Source organism: Streptomyces sp. AM25, from assembly GCF_058146165.1.
In genome coordinates, this window is the sequence record NZ_JBKIWN010000022.1 from 72697 (window position 1) to 92705 (window position 20009).

The 20009-nt window shown below is 70.6% G+C and carries 17 protein-coding genes and 1 tRNA gene; 6 read left to right on the plus strand and 12 right to left on the minus strand.

The genetic code is table 11. The features are described from left to right. Positions 1-30: 30 nt before the first annotated feature. Positions 31-1464 (minus strand): adenosylhomocysteinase, encoded by a 1434-nt coding sequence (gene ahcY / locus ACLHRZ_RS27535; protein WP_490421260.1) that lies wholly within the window; start codon positions 1462-1464, stop codon positions 31-33. Positions 1465-1758: 294 nt separating this feature from the next. On the opposite strand from ahcY, the gene ACLHRZ_RS27540 reads away from it, so the two are divergent. Both ACLHRZ_RS27540 and ACLHRZ_RS27545 read left to right on the plus strand, forming a co-directional pair. Next, positions 1759-3108: a cation:proton antiporter gene (locus ACLHRZ_RS27540; protein ID WP_490421237.1), complete on the plus strand. Its 1350-nt coding sequence runs from the start codon at positions 1759-1761 to the stop codon at positions 3106-3108. Further along, on the plus strand, positions 3105-3824 hold the full coding sequence (locus ACLHRZ_RS27545; RefSeq protein ID WP_490421238.1) for a LuxR C-terminal-related transcriptional regulator: 720 nt from the start codon (positions 3105-3107) through the stop codon (positions 3822-3824). The genes ACLHRZ_RS27540 and ACLHRZ_RS27545 overlap by 4 nt, the downstream gene beginning before the upstream one ends. On the opposite strand, the gene ACLHRZ_RS27550 is transcribed toward ACLHRZ_RS27545, so the two are convergent. Then, positions 3806-4114 carry a cupin domain-containing protein gene (locus tag ACLHRZ_RS27550; protein ID WP_490421261.1) on the minus strand — a complete coding sequence of 103 codons (309 nt, stop codon included), beginning with the start codon at positions 4112-4114 and terminating at the stop codon, positions 3806-3808. The genes ACLHRZ_RS27545 and ACLHRZ_RS27550 overlap by 19 nt on opposite strands. 6 nt (positions 4115-4120) lie before the next feature. Next, positions 4121-5020: an adenosyl-fluoride synthase gene (locus ACLHRZ_RS27555; RefSeq protein WP_490421239.1), complete on the minus strand. Its 900-nt coding sequence runs from the start codon at positions 5018-5020 to the stop codon at positions 4121-4123. Positions 5021-5221: 201 nt separating this feature from the next. On the opposite strand from ACLHRZ_RS27555, the gene mtnP reads away from it, so the two are divergent. Then, positions 5222-6118: an S-methyl-5'-thioadenosine phosphorylase gene (gene mtnP / locus ACLHRZ_RS27560; RefSeq protein ID WP_490421240.1), complete on the plus strand. Its 897-nt coding sequence runs from the start codon at positions 5222-5224 to the stop codon at positions 6116-6118. Positions 6119-6305: 187 nt separating this feature from the next. Then, positions 6306-6785 (plus strand): YbaK/EbsC family protein, encoded by a 480-nt coding sequence (locus ACLHRZ_RS27565; RefSeq protein ID WP_490421262.1) that lies wholly within the window; start codon positions 6306-6308, stop codon positions 6783-6785. 106 nt (positions 6786-6891) lie between these two features. Here ACLHRZ_RS27565 and ACLHRZ_RS27570 read toward each other — a convergent pair whose 3' ends face one another. Together ACLHRZ_RS27570 and ACLHRZ_RS27575 are read right to left on the minus strand one after the other, a co-directional pair. After that, positions 6892-7233 (minus strand): DUF190 domain-containing protein, encoded by a 342-nt coding sequence (locus ACLHRZ_RS27570; protein WP_490421241.1) that lies wholly within the window; start codon positions 7231-7233, stop codon positions 6892-6894. 33 nt (positions 7234-7266) lie between these two features. Beyond that, positions 7267-7349, minus strand: a tRNA-Leu gene (locus ACLHRZ_RS27575). Positions 7350-7439: 90 nt separating this feature from the next. Here ACLHRZ_RS27575 and ACLHRZ_RS27580 point away from each other — a divergent pair. Further along, the gene (locus ACLHRZ_RS27580) at positions 7440-8090 is read left to right on the plus strand and encodes an ANTAR domain-containing response regulator (protein WP_490421242.1); all 651 of its coding nucleotides are present in this window, start codon (positions 7440-7442) and stop codon (positions 8088-8090) included. Between the two features lie 87 nt (positions 8091-8177). Here ACLHRZ_RS27580 and ACLHRZ_RS27585 read toward each other — a convergent pair whose 3' ends face one another. The 7 genes from ACLHRZ_RS27585 to ACLHRZ_RS27615 form a co-directional block, all read right to left on the minus strand. After that, complete coding sequence (locus tag ACLHRZ_RS27585; RefSeq protein WP_490421243.1) at positions 8178-8897, minus strand: ABC transporter ATP-binding protein; 720 nt, start codon at positions 8895-8897, stop codon at positions 8178-8180. Then, the gene (locus tag ACLHRZ_RS27590; protein ID WP_490421244.1) at positions 8894-9751 is read right to left on the minus strand and encodes an ABC transporter ATP-binding protein; all 858 of its coding nucleotides are present in this window, start codon (positions 9749-9751) and stop codon (positions 8894-8896) included. Before ACLHRZ_RS27590 ends, ACLHRZ_RS27585 begins: the two co-directional genes overlap by 4 nt. After that, positions 9748-11541 (minus strand): branched-chain amino acid ABC transporter permease, encoded by a 1794-nt coding sequence (locus ACLHRZ_RS27595; protein WP_490421263.1) that lies wholly within the window; start codon positions 11539-11541, stop codon positions 9748-9750. The genes ACLHRZ_RS27590 and ACLHRZ_RS27595 overlap by 4 nt, the downstream gene beginning before the upstream one ends. A gap of 5 nt (positions 11542-11546) precedes the next feature. Beyond that, positions 11547-12473 carry a branched-chain amino acid ABC transporter permease gene (locus ACLHRZ_RS27600; protein ID WP_490421245.1) on the minus strand — a complete coding sequence of 309 codons (927 nt, stop codon included), beginning with the start codon at positions 12471-12473 and terminating at the stop codon, positions 11547-11549. A gap of 119 nt (positions 12474-12592) precedes the next feature. Next, on the minus strand, positions 12593-13828 hold the full coding sequence (locus ACLHRZ_RS27605) for a branched-chain amino acid ABC transporter substrate-binding protein (RefSeq protein ID WP_490421246.1): 1236 nt from the start codon (positions 13826-13828) through the stop codon (positions 12593-12595). A 436-nt stretch (positions 13829-14264) separates the two neighbouring features. Further along, positions 14265-14738: a PaaI family thioesterase gene (locus tag ACLHRZ_RS27610; RefSeq protein ID WP_490421247.1), complete on the minus strand. Its 474-nt coding sequence runs from the start codon at positions 14736-14738 to the stop codon at positions 14265-14267. A 72-nt stretch (positions 14739-14810) separates the two neighbouring features. Further along, on the minus strand, positions 14811-17123 hold the full coding sequence (locus tag ACLHRZ_RS27615; RefSeq protein WP_490421248.1) for an FdhF/YdeP family oxidoreductase: 2313 nt from the start codon (positions 17121-17123) through the stop codon (positions 14811-14813). Between the two features lie 161 nt (positions 17124-17284). Between ACLHRZ_RS27615 and polA the strand changes: the two genes are divergently transcribed. Further along, positions 17285-19999, plus strand: a complete 2715-nt coding sequence (gene polA / locus ACLHRZ_RS27620) for a DNA polymerase I (protein WP_490421249.1) — start codon at positions 17285-17287, stop codon at positions 19997-19999. Positions 20000-20009 lie beyond the last annotated feature (10 nt).

Consider the following 20009-nt stretch of genomic DNA (forward strand, 5'->3'; position numbering starts at 1 on the left):
TGTTTCCGCCGTCCCGGCCGGATCATCGCCTCAGTAGCGGTAGTGGTCGGGCTTGAACGGACCGTCGGGCGACACGCCGATGTAGTCGGCCTGTTGCTGCGTGAGCCGGGTCAGGTGCACGTTGAGCGCCTCCAGATGCAGCCGGGCGACCTTCTCGTCGAGGTGCTTGGGCAGCCGGTGCACGCCCACGGGGTACTCCTGGGCGCGGACGAAGAGTTCGAGCTGGGCGATGACCTGGTTGGCGAAGCTCGTCGACATGACGAAGCTGGGATGCCCGGTGGCGTTGCCGAGGTTGAGCAGCCGCCCCTCGCTCAGCACGATCACGGCGTGGCCGTCGGGGAACTCCCACAGGTCCACCTGGGGCTTCACGGTCACCCGCCGGATCCCCGGGAAGGTCTCCAGGCCCGCCATGTCGATCTCGTTGTCGAAGTGCCCGATGTTGCCCACGACGGTCTGGTGCTTCATGCGGGCCATGTGCCCGGCCTTGACGATGTCCCGGTTGCCCGTGGCCGTCACGACGATGTCGGCCGTGGGGAGCATCTCCTCCAGGGTGGCCACGGAGTAGCCGTCCATGGCGGCCTGGAGCGCACAGATGGGGTCGACCTCGGTCACGGTCACCTTCGCCCCCTGGCCGCGCAGTGCTTCCGCACATCCCTTGCCCACGTCCCCGTAGCCGCACACCACGACGGTCTTCCCGCCGATCAGCACGTCCGTGCCGCGCTTGATGCCGTCGATGAGCGAGTGCCGGCAGCCGTAGCGGTTGTCGAACTTCGACTTGGTCACGGAGTCGTTGACGTTGATCGCGGGGAAGAGCAGACGCCCCGCGCGGTGCATGTCGTACAGCCGCAGCACGCCCGTCGTGGTCTCCTCGGACACGCCCCGGACGCCCTGGGCGACGGTGGTCCAGCGCCGCGGGTCCTCGGCCAGGCTGCGCCGCAGGAGATCGAGGATCACGGCCTCCTCCCGCGAGGCGGCGGAGGACGCCTGCGGGACCGTGCCCGCCTTCTCGTACTCCACGCCCTTGTGCACCAGCAGCGTGGCGTCGCCGCCGTCGTCCACGATCAGGTCGGGGCCGCCCTCCGGCCAGATCAGCGCGCGCTCGGTGCACCGCCAGTAGTCCTCCAGGGACTCTCCCTTCCAGGCGAACACCGGTACGCCGCGCGGCTCTTCGGGGGTGCCGTGCGGCCCGACGGCGACCGCGGCGGCCGCGTGGTCCTGCGTGGAGAAGATGTTGCAGCTCGCCCACCGCACCTGCGCGCCGAGCGCCACGAGCGTCTCGATCAGTACCGCGGTCTGCACGGTCATGTGCAGGGAGCCGGTGATCCGGGCGCCCTGCAGCGGTCCGGCGGCGGCGTACTCCTCCCGCAGGGCCATCAGGCCCGGCATCTCGTGCTCCGCCAAGCCGATCTCACGGCGGCCGAACTCCGCCAGCGACAGGTCGGCCACCTTGAAGTCGGACACCACCGGCGTCGGTTCCGGGGAAACTGCGCCCACCGCACACTCCCATCGTCGGGCTGCGTCACAGGGATTCCGGAGGAAGTGTCGCCGTATTCGGTTGCGGCATCATCCGCCTGATTGCTGAATTCCCGGCTCCCCCCGGAGGGGGAGTTTCCGGCCGGTTCCGACTTCCGAATGAGACCGCAGGGTTGAGGAGCGGAGCTCGGTGGTTGAAATCCGTTGGCCGCATGGACGGTTCACCGCTTTCGGCGGTATCAAGTTATCGGTGTCCGGCAGGCCGTCACGGGGGTGGATGTACGAATGTCTCTGAGTGTAGGCCAAGTTGCCCAGGTGCTGATTGCGCTGATCCTGCTGGTGATCGTGGCGCACAGCACCGCGTACGCATTCAAGGCGCTGAAACAGCCGCCGGTCATCGGCGAGATCGTCGGAGGACTGCTGCTCGGGCCGACCGTGCTCGGGTACTTCTGGCCGGGACTTCAGGAGGACCTGATTCCGTCCAAGGGGCCGGCCGCCTCGGCGCTGGGGGTCGTGTACGAGCCGGGGCTGCTGCTCCTCGTCTATCTGACCGGTACGGAACTGCACGGCCGGGCCACCCGGGAGGAGCGCCGGACGATCACGTCCGTCGCGCTCTCCGGCCTGCTGGTGCCGTTCACCGTGGGGCTCGTGGTCGCCCGGTCGTTCGGCGTCGGGACGCTGTCGGGGCCGCACGGGTCCCGGACCACGCTGGTGCTGGTGTTCGGGCTCGCCATCGCCCTCACCAGCATCCCGGTGATCTCCCGGATCATGCTGGACCTCGGCATGCTGCGGACGAGGTTCGCGCGCATCATCCTGACCGTGGCCGTGATGGAGGACGTCGTCCTGTACGTCGTGCTCGCCCTCGTGATGGGAATAGCGGGCGCCTCGTCCGGTGACACGTACGGAATCGGCACCTTGCTGAAGGATGAATCGCTCGGCTGGCAGGCGTGCTACTTCACCGTGGCGCCCGTCGTGTTTCTCCTGCTTCTCGTCCGTTACGGCCGGAGGCTCTTCGCGGGCCTCGCCGGAATGCGCTGGAACCTGCTCGCGCAGCGCAGTCCCACGGCTTTCCTGATGATTTTCGTGTTCGCGCTCTGCCTGGCCTGCAGCGGTCTGGGTATCGATCCGATATTCGGTGCCCTCACGGCCGGGATGTGCGAGGCGGGTGCGGACCGCGGGGACCAGGCTCGGGAGACGCTCCGCACCATCTCACTCGCCTTCTTCGTCCCCGTGTATTTCGCGATCGTCGGGCTGAAGCTGGACCTGATCCACCATTTCGACGTCGTGTTCTTCCTGTGGTTCCTCGGCCTCGCCTGCGTGGTCAAGTTCACCAGCGTGTGGTTCGGGGCCAGGCTGGCCGGGCAGGACCGCACCACGTCGACCGACATCGCCGCGGCGATGAACGCCCGGGGCGGGCCCGGCATCGTGCTCGCCTCCACCACCTTCGGCGCCGGCATCATCAGCGAGGGCTTCTTCAGCGCGCTCGTGGTCCTGTCCATCGTCACGTCCCAGATGGCGGGGGTCTGGCTCGCCAGGGCGGTGCGCCGGGGCGGCCCGCTGCTGGACCGGTTCCCGGACGAGCCCGCGCGGGCGGGCGACGGAAGCGACGACCGGCAGGAGGCTGCGAACGCATGACACGGGGCCCGGCGCGCGGAACCGCGGCAACGCTCGTGAAAACGGCGGACGTCGGCATCGCCATCGTGGACGAGAACGTCATTTTCCGGGCGGGGCTCGTGCACTTCCTGTCCGCGGAGGACGCGTTCACCGTGGTGACGCAGGCGGCGACGGCGCAGGAGGCTGCGGGCGCCGTCGAGGTGCTGCAGCCCGAGGTGGTGCTCGTGGGCGTCGACCGCGTGACGGCCGGCGTCCCCGGGGACCTGACGACGCTGCGCGCGGCCGCACCGCTGGCGCGCGTGGTCGTCCTCCTGGCCCAGGAGGACCCCCTCGCCGTCAGACGCCTGCTCGCGGCCGGGGTCCAGGCGGCCATCCCGCGGCAGGCGTCCCCGCAGGAACTTGCAGGAACGATTCGGGGCATCGTCCAAGGCGCCGACCGCATCGTCCTGTCGGTGGCCCGGAGCACCCTGGCCTGCCTGCGGGGGCAGAGTGAGCCTCAACTCACCGCGCGGGAGCGGGAGATCGTGGCCCTCGTCGCCCGGGGGATGCGCAACTCCCAGATCGCCCGCCACCTGGTCATCACCGAGGGCACGGTCAAGCGCCACCTCTCCAACGCCTACGCGAAGCTGGACGCCGCCTGCCGCACCGAGGCGGTCCGCAAGGCGGTGGAACGCGGCATGATCCCGCCGGTGGTGTCCGTCATGACCCCGCCCGACGGCTACGAGGCCGCCGGATAGGTCATGAAAAGCACCGCGTCCACCCCGGGGCGCAGGGCCTCGTAGAAGTGCTCCACGTCCGCCGGGAACGTCACGAAGTCGCCCTCGTCCAGCTCCACCGGGGCCTCCACCGGGCGCACCCGGAGCGCCCCGCGCAGCACGACGATGCGCTCGACGGTCCCCTTGCCGTGGGCGGGGCTGTCGATGCGCCGGCCGGCGTCGGCGCACGGCTCTGCGGGCCAGGCGCGGGCGGAAATACGACGCCGGGCCGGCCGCCGACCGGATACGGATCGGCGGCAGGCCCGGCGCAGCGGCCGTCAGCGCGTTTCCACGCGGACCTTCAGGCCGGCCTTCAGGTTGTAGGGGTAGGCGAGGCTGGCGGCGTTGCGGGCGAGGGACAGGTACCCGCGGCTGTTGAGGTAGAAGGCGATGTTGCCGACCGCCCCGGCGTCCGCGAAGGTCGGGGTGAGGGGGGCCTCGAACGGCAGGACGTCGTCGAGGATGATCTTCAGGTGCTTCCCGTGGCCGATGCCGGCCTTCTCCAGGTCCACGCGGTGGATGTTGGTCCAGATGTTGCCGAAGGGGTGGTCGATCGCGGTGACGACGCCGGTGAGCGTCTCGCCGGAGATCTCGACCGCGGGCCGGTGGAAGCGGACGATCTCGCTGTCGTCGAGGCGGCGGCCCACCTCCGCCAGCGGGAAGCCGGCGGCGAGGTGGGCGGAGGGGATGGCCACCATCTCGCGGCTGTAGAAGGTCGGTTCCGGGTTCGCGGGGATGACCTTGGTGGACGTGACCTCGTACGCCTCGACGTAGCCGTGCTCCTCGAGCACCGTGGTCAGCAGGCCGTTGTTGGGCGCGATGTAGATGTACGAGCCCTCGGCCCGCTCGAATCCGGTGCCGGAGCCGGCCCACTGGCCGCGGGCGCCGCCCTTGGCGGCCTGCCGGATCCGCACGGCCACGGAGCGGGTCGTGGTGCCGGTCGCGGGATAGGTGGTGGTGGCGAACACCGTGCCCTCGGGGAAGAAGCGGGGGAGGTCGACGATGTAGCGCGCGCCTTCCTCGACGTCCCACGGAGTCATGGAGTGGCAGACGTCCACCACCGTGACGCCGGGGCAGATGCTGTGCATGAGGCCCTTGCACTGGGCCACCGAGTCGTCCGTGGTGCCGAGGTCGCTCATGAAGGCGATGATGGGGCGCTGAGAGCCGTTTGCAGCCACGCGAACTCCTTCTGCCTGTGATCACCCGGATTGCTGTGACAACGAAGCTAGGCAGGAAGCGCAGCGATCTGAAGGGAACTTAGGTTCTATATCTCTCTGCATCCAAAGCTGTAGGGGAACCCGCCCCCCTTTGCGTCATGCAACCGGACGCGGGCGCTGCTAAGTTGCGGGCCCACACCATGCCAGCTGGAGGGTTCTGTCATGCGAGAATCGGGCGGCGCGGCTTTCCACTCGGCCGACCTCGGCATCATCGGGGGCAGCGGGCTCTACGCCTTCGACGGCCTGCAGGACGTGACGGAAGCCGAACTCAGGACTCCCTACGGCGACCCCAGCGGGCCGCTGGTCCTGGGCGCGGCCGGGAACCGCCGCATCGCATTCCTGCCGCGCCACGGGCGCGGCCACCGCATCGCCCCGTCGCAGGTTCCGGCGCGGGCCAACATCTACGCGCTGAAGTCCCTCGGCGTCCGTGAAGTGATCAGCGTCAGCGCCGTGGGCAGCCTGCGCGGCGACTTCGCCCCGGGCGACATGGTCGTCCTCGACCAGCTCTTCGACCGGACCTCGGGGCTGCGGCCCGCCTCGTTCTTCGGGGACGGGATGGTGGCCCACGTGTCCATGGCGGACCCGTACTGCGGCCGGCTGCGCCCCTTCCTCGAACGGGTGGCCGCCGAGGAGCACCCCACGGTCCACGGGTCCGGGACGTACTGCTGCATCGAGGGGCCCCAGTTCTCCACCCGCGCCGAGTCCGAGGTGTACCGCTCGTGGGGGATGGACGTCATCGGCATGACGGCGCTGCCGGAGGCGAAGCTCGCCCGTGAGGCCGAACTCTGTTACACGGGGCTCGCACTCGTGACGGATTACGACTGCTGGCACCCGGGCCACGCGTCGGTGGACGCCCAGGGGGTCGCGGAGATCATGGAGGCCAACGTGGCCGCGGCGCAGCGGGTCGTGATGCGGTTCGCCGAGACGTCCCGGCCCGCCGCCTGCGTGTGTCACCGGGCCCTGGACAAAGCCATCATGACCGACAGTCAGATCATCCGGGGAGGCCCGGCGAGCACGGTGCCCACGCTCCTGCGCGACCGGATCGCGCCGGTGCTGTGAGCCCGCCCGTGTCCCGCCGGAGCCGCGGGCGCGGACGGTATGGTGCTCCGCGGGCCGGTCGTCGCCGACGGGCCGTTCCCGGCGGGAGTGTCAACTCGGCACCCTCCCCGCCCTGTTCCCTGCGCCGCGTCGGGCGGCTGAGAGGTGTCCGGTGGAAACCACGGAGAGTACGGAAGTCACGGAGAGCATGTACGAGAAGCTGGTGGAGCTGCTGGACCGGCACGGTGCCGAGTACCGCCTGATCGACCACGAGCCGGAGGGCCGTACCGAGATCGTCAGCCCCATGCGGGGGAACGACGTCGCCGACGCCGCCAAGTGCATCGTCGTCATGGTCAAGTTGGGCAAGAAGGTCACCAAGTACGTGCTGGCCGTGGTGCCCGGCGATGCGCGCGTCGACCTCGACGGCATCAAGCAGCTGCTCGGCGGCACGTACGTGTCGTTCGCGAACACCGAGGCCGCGGAGCGTCTGGCGGGCAGCGTGGCGGGGACGATCCTGCCCTTCACCTTCCACCCGGACCTGGAGCTGATCGTCGATCCGTCGCTGGTGGAGAAGGAGGAGATCTTCTTCAATGCCGCGCGCCTCGACCGGTCCATGGCCCTCCGCGTCAAGGACTACGTCGCCATCACGTCCCCGCGGCTGGAGCGCATCGCGGCTCCGGCGAACTGAGGCGCCTGTCCGGCGGCGGTCGCCGGACGTCCTACTGCTGCCCATGGTGTTCGATATCGACGCTCCTGTCACTCTGCTGGACGCCGTGAGCGGGACGGCCGCCTGATCAGCCGTCCCCGGCGCCGCCGATGCGGAAGGCGTCCACCTCGTCCAGGACGACCAGGCAGTCGGCCAGCATGTGTTCGGCACCGGCCAGGAAGGAGCGGAGGCGGTCCTCGACGTCGATCATCGTGATCACCAGCGGCAGACCGTCGCTGAACGACAACAGCCGGTCGGTGTGCAGGGCGGACGGTCTTCCGAAGCCCTCGGTGCCCCGTGAGAGCGTCGCTCCGGCGAGTCCGCGCTGCTGGGCCCTGCGGATGATCTCGTCGTGCAGCGGCCGGCCCTGCCAGGTGTCCCCCTCCGAGAGGAAGACGGTCGCCCGGATCGCCGGACCGTTCAGACTCATCGCGCGGCTCCGGCTGCTCGATGCGGCCTTGTGTGCCGGGTGCGGGATTCGAACCCGCAAGCCCTCTCGGGCAGATGTGTTTGAGACATCCGTGTATGCCATTCCACCAACCCGGCCGGGTGCAGCCCGGACAGCTTACCTTGTGGGGGTCTGCGGCGTCGCGCAGGTAGGCTCATACGGCATCACCTGTACTGACGAGGAGTCCCGTGAGCGCCGCCGAGCCCCAGCCGCCCGTCGACGACGAGCCGCAGCACACCCCTCCCCACACGACCCGGGTCGTCATCGCCGAGGACGAGGCCCTCATCCGGCTCGACCTGAAGGAGATGCTCGAGGAGGAGGGTTATTCCGTCGTCGGTGAGGCCGGCGACGGCGAGGCCGCCGTGGAGCTGGCCCGGGAGCACCGGCCCGACCTGGTGATCATGGACGTCAAGATGCCCGTGCTCGACGGGATCTCCGCCGCGGAGCGGATCGCGGCCGAGTCCATCGCGCCGGTCCTCATGCTGACCGCCTTCTCGCAGCGCGACCTGGTCGAGCGGGCCCGCGACGCGGGCGCCATGGCGTACCTGGTCAAGCCATTCAGCAAGAGCGACGTGGTCCCGGCCATCGAGATGGCCGTCTCCCGCTTCACGGAGCTCAAGGCGCTGGAGCAGGAGGTCGCCGACCTCGCCCAGCGGCTGGAGACGCGCAAGCTCGTGGACCGTGCGAAGAGCGTGCTGCAGACGCAGTACGGGCTGACGGAGCCGGCCGCGTTCCGGTGGATCCAGAAGACGTCGATGGACCGGCGGCTGTCGATGCAGCAGGTCGCCGAAGCGGTTATTCAGGACGCGGCGGAGAAGAAGGCCGCCAAGGAGCAGTAGCGGCTGCGGGCCGGTTCGGGTTGCTCGCGCCCACGCGGCGGAGCCGCACATCCAGCAGAGCCCCGCGCCCCTTACGGGGCGCGGGTTTCAGTCCTCGCCCAGGTACGCCTTGCGGACCTTTTCGTTGTGCAGCAGCTCCGCCCCCGTCCCCGACAGGACGATCCTGCCCGTCTCCATCACGTGGCCGTGGTCGGCCAGGGACAGGGCGGCCTGGGCGTTCTGCTCGACCAGCAGGATGGTGGTGCCGCCGGCCCTGAGCCGGGCGATGGTCTCCATGATCTTCTGCATCATGATCGGCGAGAGGCCCATCGAGGGCTCGTCGAGCATCAGCAGCCTGGGGCGGGACATCAGGGCCCTGCCCATGGCGAGCATCTGCTGCTCCCCGCCGGAGAGGGTGCCGGCGGCCTGCCCGGCGCGCTCCCCGAGGATGGGGAAGAGCTCGTAGACGTGCTGGACGTCCTGGGCGATCCCGTCCTTGTCCTTCCTGAGGAACGCCCCCAGCCGGAGGTTCTCGGCGATGGTGAGCCGGGGGAAGACGTGGCGGCCCTCGGGGGAGTGGGCGAGGCCGAGGGCGACGATGTCGTGGGCCGGGACGCCGGCCAGCGGGCGGCCGGCGAAGCGGATGCTGCCGCCGCGGGGCGTGAGCAGGCCGGAGAGGGTGCGCAGGGTCGTCGTCTTGCCCGCGCCGTTGGTGCCGATGAGGGTGACGATCCGGCCCTCTTCGACGGTGAAGCCGATGCCCTTGACGGCTTCGATCTTTCCGTAGGCGACACGGAGGTCGGTCACCTCCAGCAGGGGTGCGGTCATCGTCCCTGTCCCTCCGATTCGGCCGCGGCCTCCTCCGCCGCCTCCACTTCGGCGACCTCCTCCTGTCCCGGTGCCCCTTCGAAGGGCGTGCCCAGATAGGCCGCCACGACGCGTTCGTCCCGCTGCACCGCCTCCGTCGTCCCCTCGACGAGCTTCTCGCCCTGCACGAGGACCGTGACGCGGTCGCAGAGGTTGAAGATGAAGCGCATGTCGTGCTCGATGACGAGCACGGCCGTGCCCCGGTCGCGGATGGCGAGGACGAGTTCCTCGGCGGCGCGGGTCTCCTGGGGGTTCATGCCGGCGGTGGGCTCGTCGAGCAGGAGCAGGCCGGGTTCGCCGGCGAGGGCCCGGGCGATCTCCAGACGGCGCTGTTCGCCGTAGGGGAGATTGCGGGCGAGGTGGCCGGACTTGGCGGCGAGGCCGGTGAACGCCAGGAGTTCGGTGGCGCGTTGGGCGGAGGCGGCTTCGGCACGGTGGAAGGCCGGTCCGCGGACGAGGGCGGAGAAGAGGCCCTCCTTGGTGCGGGTGTGACGGCCGACGAGGACGTTTTCGAGGACGGTCATGTTGGCGAAGAGACGGATGTTCTGGAAGGTGCGGGCGACTCCGGCCCGGGCGACGAGGTGGGGCTTGGGCGGCAGGGTGCGTCCCCGGTAGGTCACGGTGCCTTCGGTGGGGGTGTAGAGGCCGGTGAGGCAGTTGAAGAGGGTGGTCTTTCCGGCTCCGTTGGGGCCGATGAGTCCGACGATCTGGCCGGGCCGGACCGTGAGGTCGACGGAGCGCACGGCGGTGAGCCCGCCGAAGCGCATGGTGACGCCGGTGGCGGCGAGCAGCGGGGTGCCGGTCATGGTGGTCATGCCTCCGCCTGGGCTGCGGTGTCCTCGTGGAATTCGAGCTGCTGCCGCCGGTTGGGGATGATCCCTTCGGGACGGAAGCGCATGAGGAGGATGAGGGCGGCTCCGAAGGCCAGGAGCTGGTAGTCCTGGAGGAACTGGAGCTTGGCCGGGATGAGGTAGAGCAGGGCCGCGCCGAGGAGGGGGCCGGTGATGGTGCCCATGCCGCCGAGGATGACGGCGGCGAGGAGGAAGGCGGAGTTGGGCGGCACGGGCCCGGCGAAGACGTACTGCTCGGGCACGACGGTGTGCGCGACGTGGGCCTGCACGGTGCCGGCGAGCCCGGCGAGGGTGGCGCCGAGGGCGAAGGCCAGGAGCTTGAGGCGGAAGGCGTTGATGCCCATGGCGGTGGCCGCCGTCTCGTCCTCGCGGATGGCGACCCAGGCGCGCCCGATACGGGAGTTGCCGGCGCGGCTGAAGACGAGGACGACGATGACGGTGAACAGCAGCATCAGGAGGTAGTAGTTGGCGAAGGGGCTGAGGGTGATGGCGCCGAGGGAGTGTTTGTCGCCGAAGTTGTAGCCGAAGAGCTCCAGGTCGGGGATGTTGGGGATGCCGTTGGGGCCGTTGGTGACCGAGGGGCCGGACTGGCCGTCGAGGTTGCCGACGGCGAGGCGGAAGATCTCGCCGAATCCGAGGGTGACGATGGCCAGGTAGTCGCCGCGCAGCCGGAGCGTGGGGGCGCCGATGACGACGCCGAAGACGAGGGAGGCGGCGGCGCCGGTGAGCACGGCCGCCCAGAACGGGAAGCGGACGTGCAGGGTGGAGGCGGTGGAGCCGGAGACGAGGGCGGCGGTGTAGGCGCCGACGCCGAGGAAGGCGACGTAGCCGAGGTCCAGCAGCCCGGCGAGGCCGACGACGACGTTGAGGCCGAGTGCGACGGTGGCGAAGATCAGGATGTTGACGATGATGAGGGTGTATTCGTCGGTGGCCTGGGTGAGCGGGAAGAGCGCGGCGGAGACGAAGGCGGCGGCCACGGTGACGTTGCGGTGCCGTGCGGTGAGGCCGGCGAGCCGTGCGGTGAGGCCGGCCTGGTGGAGGGCGGCGGCGCAGAAGCCGGTGAGGAGCAGGAACCCGGTGAAGAGCTCGCCGTAACCGGTGCCGATGCCGTAGGTGAGGACGGCGAGGGAAATGCCGAACGCGGCGGCGATGAGCAGGATTTCGGCCCAGTCGGGGAGCTGTCGTGCGGGGGGCAGGGGACGGCCGGTGCGGCCGGGGCGCAGGGTGCGCACGATGCCGCGGACGGCGGCGAGGCGGAGCAGGCCGCGGGCCGGGTAGGAGTCGGCGGTGCGGCGGTCGAGGGGCAGGGCGAGCGCGCCGGTGAGGGTGAGCAGGGCCGCGGCGCCCGCCACCCAGCCGCCGGGTTCGAGGTTGGCGAGGCCGCCGAGCTGCACGGCGATGGCGATGAGGGTGTACCAGGTCGTGGCGAAGGTGCCGGCCGCGGTCCAGGCGGTGGCGCCGTGGCCGCCCGCAGGGTCGAGCAGGCGGAGGCCCCTGGTGCCCCAGGCGGCCAGGAGGTGGACGAGGGTGAGCAGAGCGCCGGTGAGGGTGAGGAGTTGGAGGCCGCCGGGGTAGCCGGTGACGGTGAGGTTGCCGGGGAAGGCCTCGGTCCAGGTCCAGGAGAGGAACGTGGAGAGGACGGTGAGCACGGCGCCGGTGGCGGTGAGGATGCGGGCGGTGCTGAGGGGGAGCGGGATGACGGGGGTGGTTTCGACAGTGCTGCCGTGCTGCCGGGTGGTCTGCTGCGAGGTCATGGGTCTCACGCCCGATCCGCGACGCGTTCGCCGAGCAGGCCCTGCGGCCTGACGAGGAGGACGACGATGAGGAGGACGAAGGCCCAGACGTCCTTCCAGCCTCCGCCGCCGAGTTGGCTCATGCCGGGGATGTTCTGGATGTAGGTGATGGCGGCGGCTTCGGCGATGCCGAGGACGACTCCGCCGAGCATGGCGCCGTAGATGTTGCCGATGCCGCCGAGGACGGCGGCGGTGAAGGCCTTGAGGCCCAGGACGAAGCCCATTTCGAAGGTGATCGTCCCGGTGCGCAGCCCCTGCGCGACGGCGGCGACCCCGGCGAAGACCCCGCCGATGGCGAAGGCCACGGCGATGATGCGGTCGGTGTTGATGCCCATGAGCCGTGCGGTGTCGGGGTCCTGGGCGGTGGCCTGCATGGCGCGTCCGGTGCGGCTCCTGGCGACGAACCAGCCGAGGGCGAGCATGCACAGCGGCGCGGCGATCAGGACGAAGAGGTCGTCGCGCTGGATGCGGAGGTTGCCGGTGAGCTGGAAGGAGTCGCCGAACTGGGGGAAGGGGCGGGGCTTCTTGGCGTTGGGGTAGAAGGCCCAGACGATCTGCTGGAGGGCGATGGACAGGCCGATCGCGGTGATGAGGGGAGCGAGGCGGGGCGCGTCGCGCAGGGGCCGGTAGGCGAAGCGCTCGGCGGAGACGGCGACGGTGACGGAGACGAGGGCGCCGCCGAGGAGCATCAGCGGGAGGGCTGCGGCGAGCGGGAGGCCGGGGAGCCAGAGGTGGACGGTGAGGGCGCCGAAGGCACCCGTCATGACGATCTCGCCGTGGGCGAAGTTGATGAGCTGGACGATGCCGTAGACCATGGTGTACCCGATGGCGACGAGGCCGTAGAGGGCACCGAGGGCGAGTCCGTTGACCAGTGTTTGCGGCAGCTCGTGCACCGCTGGCCTCCGATGGGAGTGTCGGATGTGGCGCCGCGCGAGGGCGTTGCCGGCGTCCTCGCGCGGTGGAGTGCGGTGGTCCGTGTGCGGTTGTGGTCCGGGAGGCCGTCTGCCGGCCGTCAGTCCTGGAAGGTGGCGCTCTTGAGCGGCTTCCAGGCGCCGTTGGTGACCTGATAGACCGTCAGCTGCTTGTTGGTGGTGTCCCCGTACTGGTCGAAGGAGACGTGCCCGGTGACGCCGTCGAAGGAGACCTTGGACAGGGCTTCGACGATCTTGTTGCGGGCGTCGGAGGGAAGCTTTCCGCCGTTGTCGCCGACGGTCTGCTTGACGGCCTGGACGATGGCCCAGGCGGCGTCGTAGGCATAGCCGCCGTAGGCGGCGTAGGGGTCCTTGTATCCCGCCGCCTTGTAGTCCTTGACGAAGGTCTTGGCGGAGGCGAGCTGTTCGACGGGGTAGCCGACGGAGGTGGCCAGATCGCCGTCCTTGTTCTCGCCGGAGGCGTTGATGAAGCCCGGGTCGTAGATGGCGTCGCCGCCCATGAGCGGAATGTGGGCGCCCGCCTTCTTGACCTGGCCGGAGAGGAGTCCGGCCTCGGGGAACTGGCCGCCGTAGTAGACGGCGTCGGCGCCCGAATTCTTGATCTTCTCGGCGGTGCTGGAGAAGTCGGTCTCCTTGTCCGTGAGATGGTCCGTTCCGGCGATCTCGCCGCCCTGTTTCCGGAACTCCTCGGTGAAGATGGTGGCGAGCCCTGCGCCGTAGGCCAGTTTGTCGTCGACGACGAAGACCTTTTTCTTGTGGGCGTCCTTGAACAGATACTGGGCGGCGAAGCGGCCCTGGATGATGTCGGTGGTGGCGGTGCGGAAGTAGGTGGCGAAGGGGCGTTTCTTCTCGCCCTTGGCCCAGTTGTCGCCCTGGCTGAGTCCCGGGTTGGTGTTCGCGGGCGAGATCTGGGCGAGTCCGGCTTTCGCGAAGACGCCCTGCATGGACTGCGACACCCCGGAGTTGAGGGGCCCGACGACGCCCAGGACGGACCGGTCGGCGACGAGTTTGGCCGCGTTCTGCTGGCCGGTGCCGGGAACGGCCTGGTCGTCGAGGGCCTCGATCTTGAATGTGACGCCTTTGACCTCCTTGTTCTTGTCGGCGGTGCGGACGGCGAGATCGACACTGTCCTTGATCCCCTGGCCCACGGGGGAGAGCGATCCGGTCATGGGGCCGTCGACGCCGATGACGACCGTGATCTGCTTGCCGGCGTCGCCGCCGCTGTCGCTCTTGCTGTCGCGTGACCCGCAGGCGGTCAGGGTGAGGGCGCCGGTGGTGAGTGCGGTGGTGAGGATGAGCACGGAACGGCGTTGCACGGTGATTCCTTTCCCTCGCGCGGCGGCTTCGTGCCGAGGTGCCGTTTCGCCGGCCGGATGCGGCAGGGAAGAGAGGGTGCAGGGGTGTTGACCGCCCGGCGAGGTGTGATGGGCCGTGACTTTAGGGGGGCCCGGCGGTGGCGGGCAGTAGTGCAGGCCATGCTGTGACTGTCTTGTTATGACGCAGATCACGTTCCGGATATCCGTGCAGGGCGGGGCTCTTGGGAATGGCCCGGGAATGCCGTCGGCAGGGGTGCGCGGACACGGCGGGCGGAACGGGCGGAAGAGGAGCCGCCGTATCCGCAGGAGCCGGCGGCTGTACTCGTCGAAGCGGTGGCGGAGACGGAGTCCGCGGGGGCCCGGCCAGCATGGCGAAACGTTACGGCGCACGTGCCGGACAGGAGAAGAGGCGCGGGAGAGATCTCTCCCGCCGCTGTCAGACGGCCTTTTCGGCCGCCTCGGCCTCGCGCACCACGCAGGTGAGGCGCGCGGAGCAGACCCGCTTGCCCCGCTCGTCGGTGATGACGATCTCGTAGGTGGCGCTGGTGCGCCCGCGGTGGACCGGCGTGGCGACGCCGGTGACCAGGCCGGAGCGCACCCCGCGGTGGTGGGTGCAGTTGAGGTCGACCCCGACGGCGAACCGGGAGGGGCCGCCGTGCAGCATGGCGCCGACCGAGCCGAGGGTCTCGGCGAGCACCGCGGAGGCGCCGCCGTGCAGCAGTCCGTAGGGCTGGGTGTTGCCCTCGACGGGCATGGTGCCGACGACGCGCTCGGGCGAGGCCTCGGTGACGCGGACGCTCATGCGCTCGCCGAGGTGTCCCGCGGAGAACAGGGCGGGAAGGTCCAGCCCGCTGTCCGCCCACTGGTCCAGGATCTCCTGCGGAAAGCGGGTGGTGCTGTGCTCGCCCATGTGTCGCGGCTCCGATCGTCGTTGGCCGTACAGGTCGCACGGGGGTGAACCCTCCCGCGCCGGACCGTCCTATCAGGTGGCGGCGGCGCCCTCTTCCGCCGGGTCGGGCCGTGCTGCGCTCTCCAGCCTGATGACGAGGGACTTGCTCGCGGGGGTGTTGCTGGTGTCGGCGGTGTGGTCGAGGGGGACCAGGACGTTGGTCTCCGGGTAGTAGGCGGCGGCACAGCCGCGTGCGGTGGGGTAGTGGACGACGCGGAAGCCGGGGGCGCGGCGCTCGGTGCCGTCCGTCCACTCGCTGACGAGATCGGCGTACGAGCCGTCGGCGAGGCCGCGTTCGCGGGCGTCGTCGGGGTGGACCAGGACGACGCGGCGGCCGTTCTTGATGCCGCGGTAGCGGTCGTCGAGGCCGTAGATGGTGGTGTTGTACTGATCGTGCGAGCGCAGGGTCTGCAGCAGCAGACGGCCTTCGGGGGCGCGGGGGAACTCGACGGGCGCGGCGGTGAAGTTGGCCTTGCCGGTGGCGGTGGGGAAGGTGCGGCTGTCGCGCGGAGCGTGCGGGAGGGTGAAGCCTCCGGGCTTCGAGACGCGGGCGTTGAAGTCCTCGAAGCCGGGGATCACGCGGGCGATGCGGTCGCGGACGGTGCCGTAGTCCTTCTCGAACTCCTCCCACGGGACGGTGCTCTTCCCGCCCAGGACGCGCTGGGCCAGGCGGCACACGATGGCGGGCTCGGAGAGCAGCTGCCCGCTCGCGGGGGCGAGACGGCCGCGGGAGGCGTGGACCATGCCCATGGAGTCCTCGACGGTGACGAACTGCTCGCCGCCCGCCTGGCGGTCGCGCTCGGTGCGGCCGAGGGTGGGCAGGATCAGGGCGCGGGCGCCGGTGACCACGTGGGAGCGGTTGAGCTTGGTGGAGACGTGCACGGTGAGCCGGGCGCGGCGGATCGCGGCCTCGGTGACGTCCGTGTCGGGAGTGGCGGAGACGAAGTTGCCGCCCATGGCGAGGAAGACCTTGGCCTGTCCGTCGCGCAGGGCCCGGATGGCGCGGACGACGTCGAGGCCGTGGTGGCGGGGCGGCGCGAAGCCGAACTCCTGCTCCAGGGCGTCGAGGAAGGCCGGGGCGGGGCGCTCGAAGATGCCCATGGTGCGGTCGCCCTGGACGTTGCTGTGCCCGCGGACGGGGCAGACGCCGGCACCGGGGCGGCCGATGTTGCCGCGCAGGAGGAGGAAGTTGACGACTTCCCTGATGGTGGGGACGGCGTGCTTGTGCTGGGTGAGGCCCATGGCCCAGCAGACGACGGTGCGGCGGGAGGCGAGGACCATGCGCAGGGCGCTGTCGATCTCCTCGCGGTGCAGACCGGTGGCGCGCAGGGTCTCGTCCCAGTCGGCGGCGCGGGCGGCGCGGGCGAACTCCTCGAAGCCGTGGGTGTGCTCGCGGACGAAGGCCTCGTCGACGGCGCCCTCGGTCTCCAGCACCAGGCGGTTGAGCAGGCGGAAGAGCGCCTGGTCGCCGCCGAGGCGGATCTGCAGGAAGAGGTCGGTGAGCGGAGTGCCGCCGCCGGCCAGGCCCTTGGCGTTCTGCGGGTTCCTGAATCGCTCCAGGCCGGCCTCGGGCAGCGGGTTGACCGTGATGATCGCCGCCCCGCCGGCCTTGGCCTTCTCCAGGGCGCTGAGCATGCGGGGGTGGTTCGTCCCGGGGTTCTGCCCGGCGACGATGATCAGGTCGGCCTGGTAGAGATCCTCGAGCAGGACGCTGCCCTTGCCGATGCCGATCGTCTCGGTCAGGGCCGAGCCGGAGGACTCGTGGCACATGTTGGAGCAGTCCGGCAGGTTGTTGGTGCCGAACTCGCGGGCGAACAGCTGGTAGAGGAAGGCGGCCTCGTTGCTGGTGCGGCCCGAGGTGTAGAAGACGGCCTCGTCGGGGCTGTCCAGCGCGGCCAGTTCCTCGCCGATGATGTCGAACGCCCGCTCCCAGCCGACCGGCTCGTAGTGCTCGGCGCCGTCCGCCAGGTACATGGGCTGGGTCAGCCGGCCCTGCTGACCCAGCCAGTAGCCGCTGCGCTGCGCGAGGGAGGCGACGGAGTGCTCGGCGAAGAAGGCCGGGGTGACCCGGCGCAGCGTGGCCTCCTCGGCGACGGCCTTGGCGCCGTTCTCGCAGAACTCGGCGGCGTGGCGCTTGTCGGGCTCGGGCCAGGCGCAGCCGGGGCAGTCGAAGCCGTCCTTCTGGTTGACCTTGAGGAGGGTGAGCGCGGTGCGGCGGACGCCCATCTGCCGCTGGGCGTGGCGCAGGGAGTGGGCGACGGCGGGCAGCCCGGCGGCGGCGTGCTGCGGGGCGGTGACGTCGGGTGCGTCCTGCACGGGATCGCCCGTGGGCGGCTTGCCTGCCATCTCGCTCTCCCTGAGCGGTCGGTGGTGCACGGTGTCGTACGGTGCCGATCCTGTCACGGGGCACCGACAACGGGGGAGCCGAGGCAGGGTGGCCGTGATTGTCGGTGGGGCGTGGCAGGATCGGGGACGTGGCAGCAAAGGCATCGACATCCGGGACCGCAATGAATGAACCGACCGGCAGCGAAGCAGCGGGGGAGGGCCGTCCGCGCCTGCTCCTGATGGACGGGCATTCCATGGCGTATCGGGCATTCTTCGCGCTGCCCGCGGAGAACTTCACCACCTCCGACGGCCAGACGACGAACGCGGTGTACGGCTTCGCCTCGATGCTGGCCAACACCCTGCGTGACGAGGCGCCCACGCACTTCGCGGTGGCCTTCGACGTCTCGCGCAAGACGTGGCGCTCGGAGGAGTTCCCGGAGTACAAGGCGACGCGTTCGAAGACGCCCGACGAGTTCAAGGGCCAGGTCGCGCTGATCGGCGAGATGCTCGACGCGATGGGCGTCCAGCGCTTCGCCGTCGACGGCTTCGAGGCCGACGACGTGATCGCCACGCTGGCCACCCAGGCCGAGGCCGAGGGCTTCGAGGTCGCGATCGTCACCGGCGACCGCGACTCCTTCCAGCTCGTCTCGGACGCCGTCACCGTGCTCTACCCGACCAAGGGCGTCTCGGAGCTCACGCGCTTCACCCCTACGATGGTCCAGGAGAAGTACGGCCTGTCCCCGCAGCAGTACCCGGACTTCGCCGCCCTGCGCGGCGACCCCTCGGACAACCTCCCGGGCATCCCCGGCGTCGGCGAGAAGACGGCCGCGAAGTGGATCAACCAGTTCGGTTCGTTCGCCGAGTTGGTCGAGCGCGTCGAGGAGGTCAAGGGCAAGGCCGGGCAGAATCTGCGCGACCACCTGGAGGCGGTCAAGCTCAACCGCCGCCTCACCGAGATGGTGCGCGACGTGGAGCTGCCCGCCGGCCCCGAGGGCCTGGCCCGCGCCGCCTACGACCGGCAGGCGCTGGTGGCGCTCCTGGAGAAGCTGGAGATCCGCAACCAGGGCCTGCGCGACCGGCTGCTCGCCGTCGACCCCGGTGCCGAGGACGCCGAGGAGCCCGCCCCGGCCGCCGGCGCCGAGGTGGACGGCACGGCGCTGGGCACGGGCGAGCTGGCCCCCTGGCTCGCGGAGCACGGCGCGGGCGCCCTGGGCGTGGCCGTCGTCGACAGCTGGTCGCAGGGCAGCGGCCGGGTCGCCGAGATCGCCCTGGCGTCGGCGGAGGGCCCGGCGGCCTGGTTCGACCCGGCCGAGCTGGACGAGGCCGACGAGCAGGCGTTCGCCGCCTGGAGCTCGGACGCCGCCCGCCCCAAGGTGCTGCACGACGCCAAGGCCGCCATGCGCGTCTTCGCCGACCACGGCTGGCGCGTCGACGGCGTCACCATGGACACGGCCCTCGCCGCCTACCTGGTCAAGCCGGGCCGCCGCTCCTTCGCGCTCGACGCCTTGTCCGTGGAGTACCTCGGCCGCGAACTGGCCACCGCCGCCGCGGGCGACGGCCAGCTGGCCTTCGGCGCCGACGAACAGGCCGAGGCCGACGCCCTGATGGGCCGCGCCCGCACCGTCCTGGACCTCGGCGAGGCCTTCGCCGCCCGCCTGAAGGACGTGGGCGCCGCCGGTCTGCTGACCGACGTCGAGCTGCCCACCAGCGCCATGCTGGCCGGCCTGGAGCGGGCCGGCATCGCCGCCGACCGCGGCTGGCTGGAGCGCATGGAGCAGCAGTTCGCCGCCGCCGTGCAGCAGGCCGTGCAGGAGGCGCACGCCGCCGCGGGCCGCGAGTTCAACCTGGGCTCGCCCAAGCAGCTGCAGGAGGTGCTCTTCGGCGAGCTGGGCCTGCCGAAGACGAAGAAGACCAAGACCGGTTACACCACCGACGCCGACGCCCTGGCCTGGCTCGCCTCCCAGACGGAGAACGAGCTGCCGGTCGTCATGCTGCGCCACCGCGAGCAGTCCAAGCTGCGCTCCACGGTCGAGGGCCTGATCAAGGCCATCGCCCCCGACGGCCGCATCCACACCACCTTCAACCAGACGGTGGCGGCCACCGGCCGGCTGTCGTCCACCGACCCCAACCTGCAGAACATCCCGGTGCGCACGGACGAGGGCCGCGCCATCCGCCGCGGCTTCGTCGTCGGCGAGGGCTACGAGTCCCTCATGACGGCCGACTACAGCCAGATCGAGCTGCGCGTGATGGCCCACCTCTCCGAGGACGAGGGCCTGATCGAGGCCTTCGCCTCCGGCGAGGACCTGCACACCACCGTCGCCTCGCAGGTCTTCGGCGTCGCCAAGTCCGAGGTCGACCCGGAGATGCGCCGCAAGATCAAGGCCATGTCCTACGGCCTGGCCTACGGGCTGTCGGCCTTCGGCCTGTCCCAGCAGCTGAACATCGCGCCGGACGAGGCCCGCAGGCTGATGGACACCTTCTTCGAGCGCTTCGGCGGCGTGCGCGACTACCTGCAGCGCGTCGTCGAGGAGGCCCGGGCCACCGGCTACACGGAGACCATCCTCGGCCGCCGCCGCTACCTGCCCGACCTCAACAGCGACAACCGCCAGCGCCGCGAGATGGCCGAGCGCATGGCGCTCAACGCGCCGATCCAGGGCACCGCCGCCGACATCGTCAAGATCGCCATGCTGCGCGTGGCCGAGGCGATCACGGCGGAGGGCCTCTCCTCGCGGATGCTGCTCCAGGTGCACGACGAAATCGTGCTGGAGATCGCCCCGGGCGAGCGGGAGCAGGTCGAGCGGCTGGTCCGCCGCGAGATGGCCGGAGCCGCGGAGCTGCGCGCCCCGCTGGACGTCTCCGTCGGCGTCGGCGCCGACTGGGAGTCCGCGGCGCACTGACGCCGGCGCT

Bases quoted from the DNA above. Each gene is read 5' to 3' on its own strand.
- ACLHRZ_RS27570 (WP_490421241.1), bottom strand. From the start codon at position 7,233: ATGAGTCTGAACGGTCCGGCGATCCGGGCGACCGTCTTCCTCTCGGAG.
- ACLHRZ_RS27610 (WP_490421247.1), bottom strand. From the start codon at position 14,738: ATGGGCGAGCACAGCACCACCCGCTTTCCGCAGGAGATCCTGGACCAG.
- ACLHRZ_RS27590 (WP_490421244.1), bottom strand. From the start codon at position 9,751: ATGACCACCATGACCGGCACCCCGCTGCTCGCCGCCACCGGCGTCACC.
- ACLHRZ_RS27565 (WP_490421262.1), top strand. From the start codon at position 6,306: ATGTACGAGAAGCTGGTGGAGCTGCTGGACCGGCACGGTGCCGAGTAC.
- ACLHRZ_RS27595 (WP_490421263.1), bottom strand. From the start codon at position 11,541: ATGACCTCGCAGCAGACCACCCGGCAGCACGGCAGCACTGTCGAAACC.
- polA (WP_490421249.1), top strand. From the start codon at position 17,285: ATGAATGAACCGACCGGCAGCGAAGCAGCGGGGGAGGGCCGTCCGCGC.
- mtnP (WP_490421240.1), top strand. From the start codon at position 5,222: ATGCGAGAATCGGGCGGCGCGGCTTTCCACTCGGCCGACCTCGGCATC.
- ACLHRZ_RS27540 (WP_490421237.1), top strand. From the start codon at position 1,759: ATGTCTCTGAGTGTAGGCCAAGTTGCCCAGGTGCTGATTGCGCTGATC.
- ACLHRZ_RS27585 (WP_490421243.1), bottom strand. From the start codon at position 8,897: ATGACCGCACCCCTGCTGGAGGTGACCGACCTCCGTGTCGCCTACGGA.
- ACLHRZ_RS27615 (WP_490421248.1), bottom strand. From the start codon at position 17,123: ATGGCAGGCAAGCCGCCCACGGGCGATCCCGTGCAGGACGCACCCGAC.
- ACLHRZ_RS27545 (WP_490421238.1), top strand. From the start codon at position 3,105: ATGACACGGGGCCCGGCGCGCGGAACCGCGGCAACGCTCGTGAAAACG.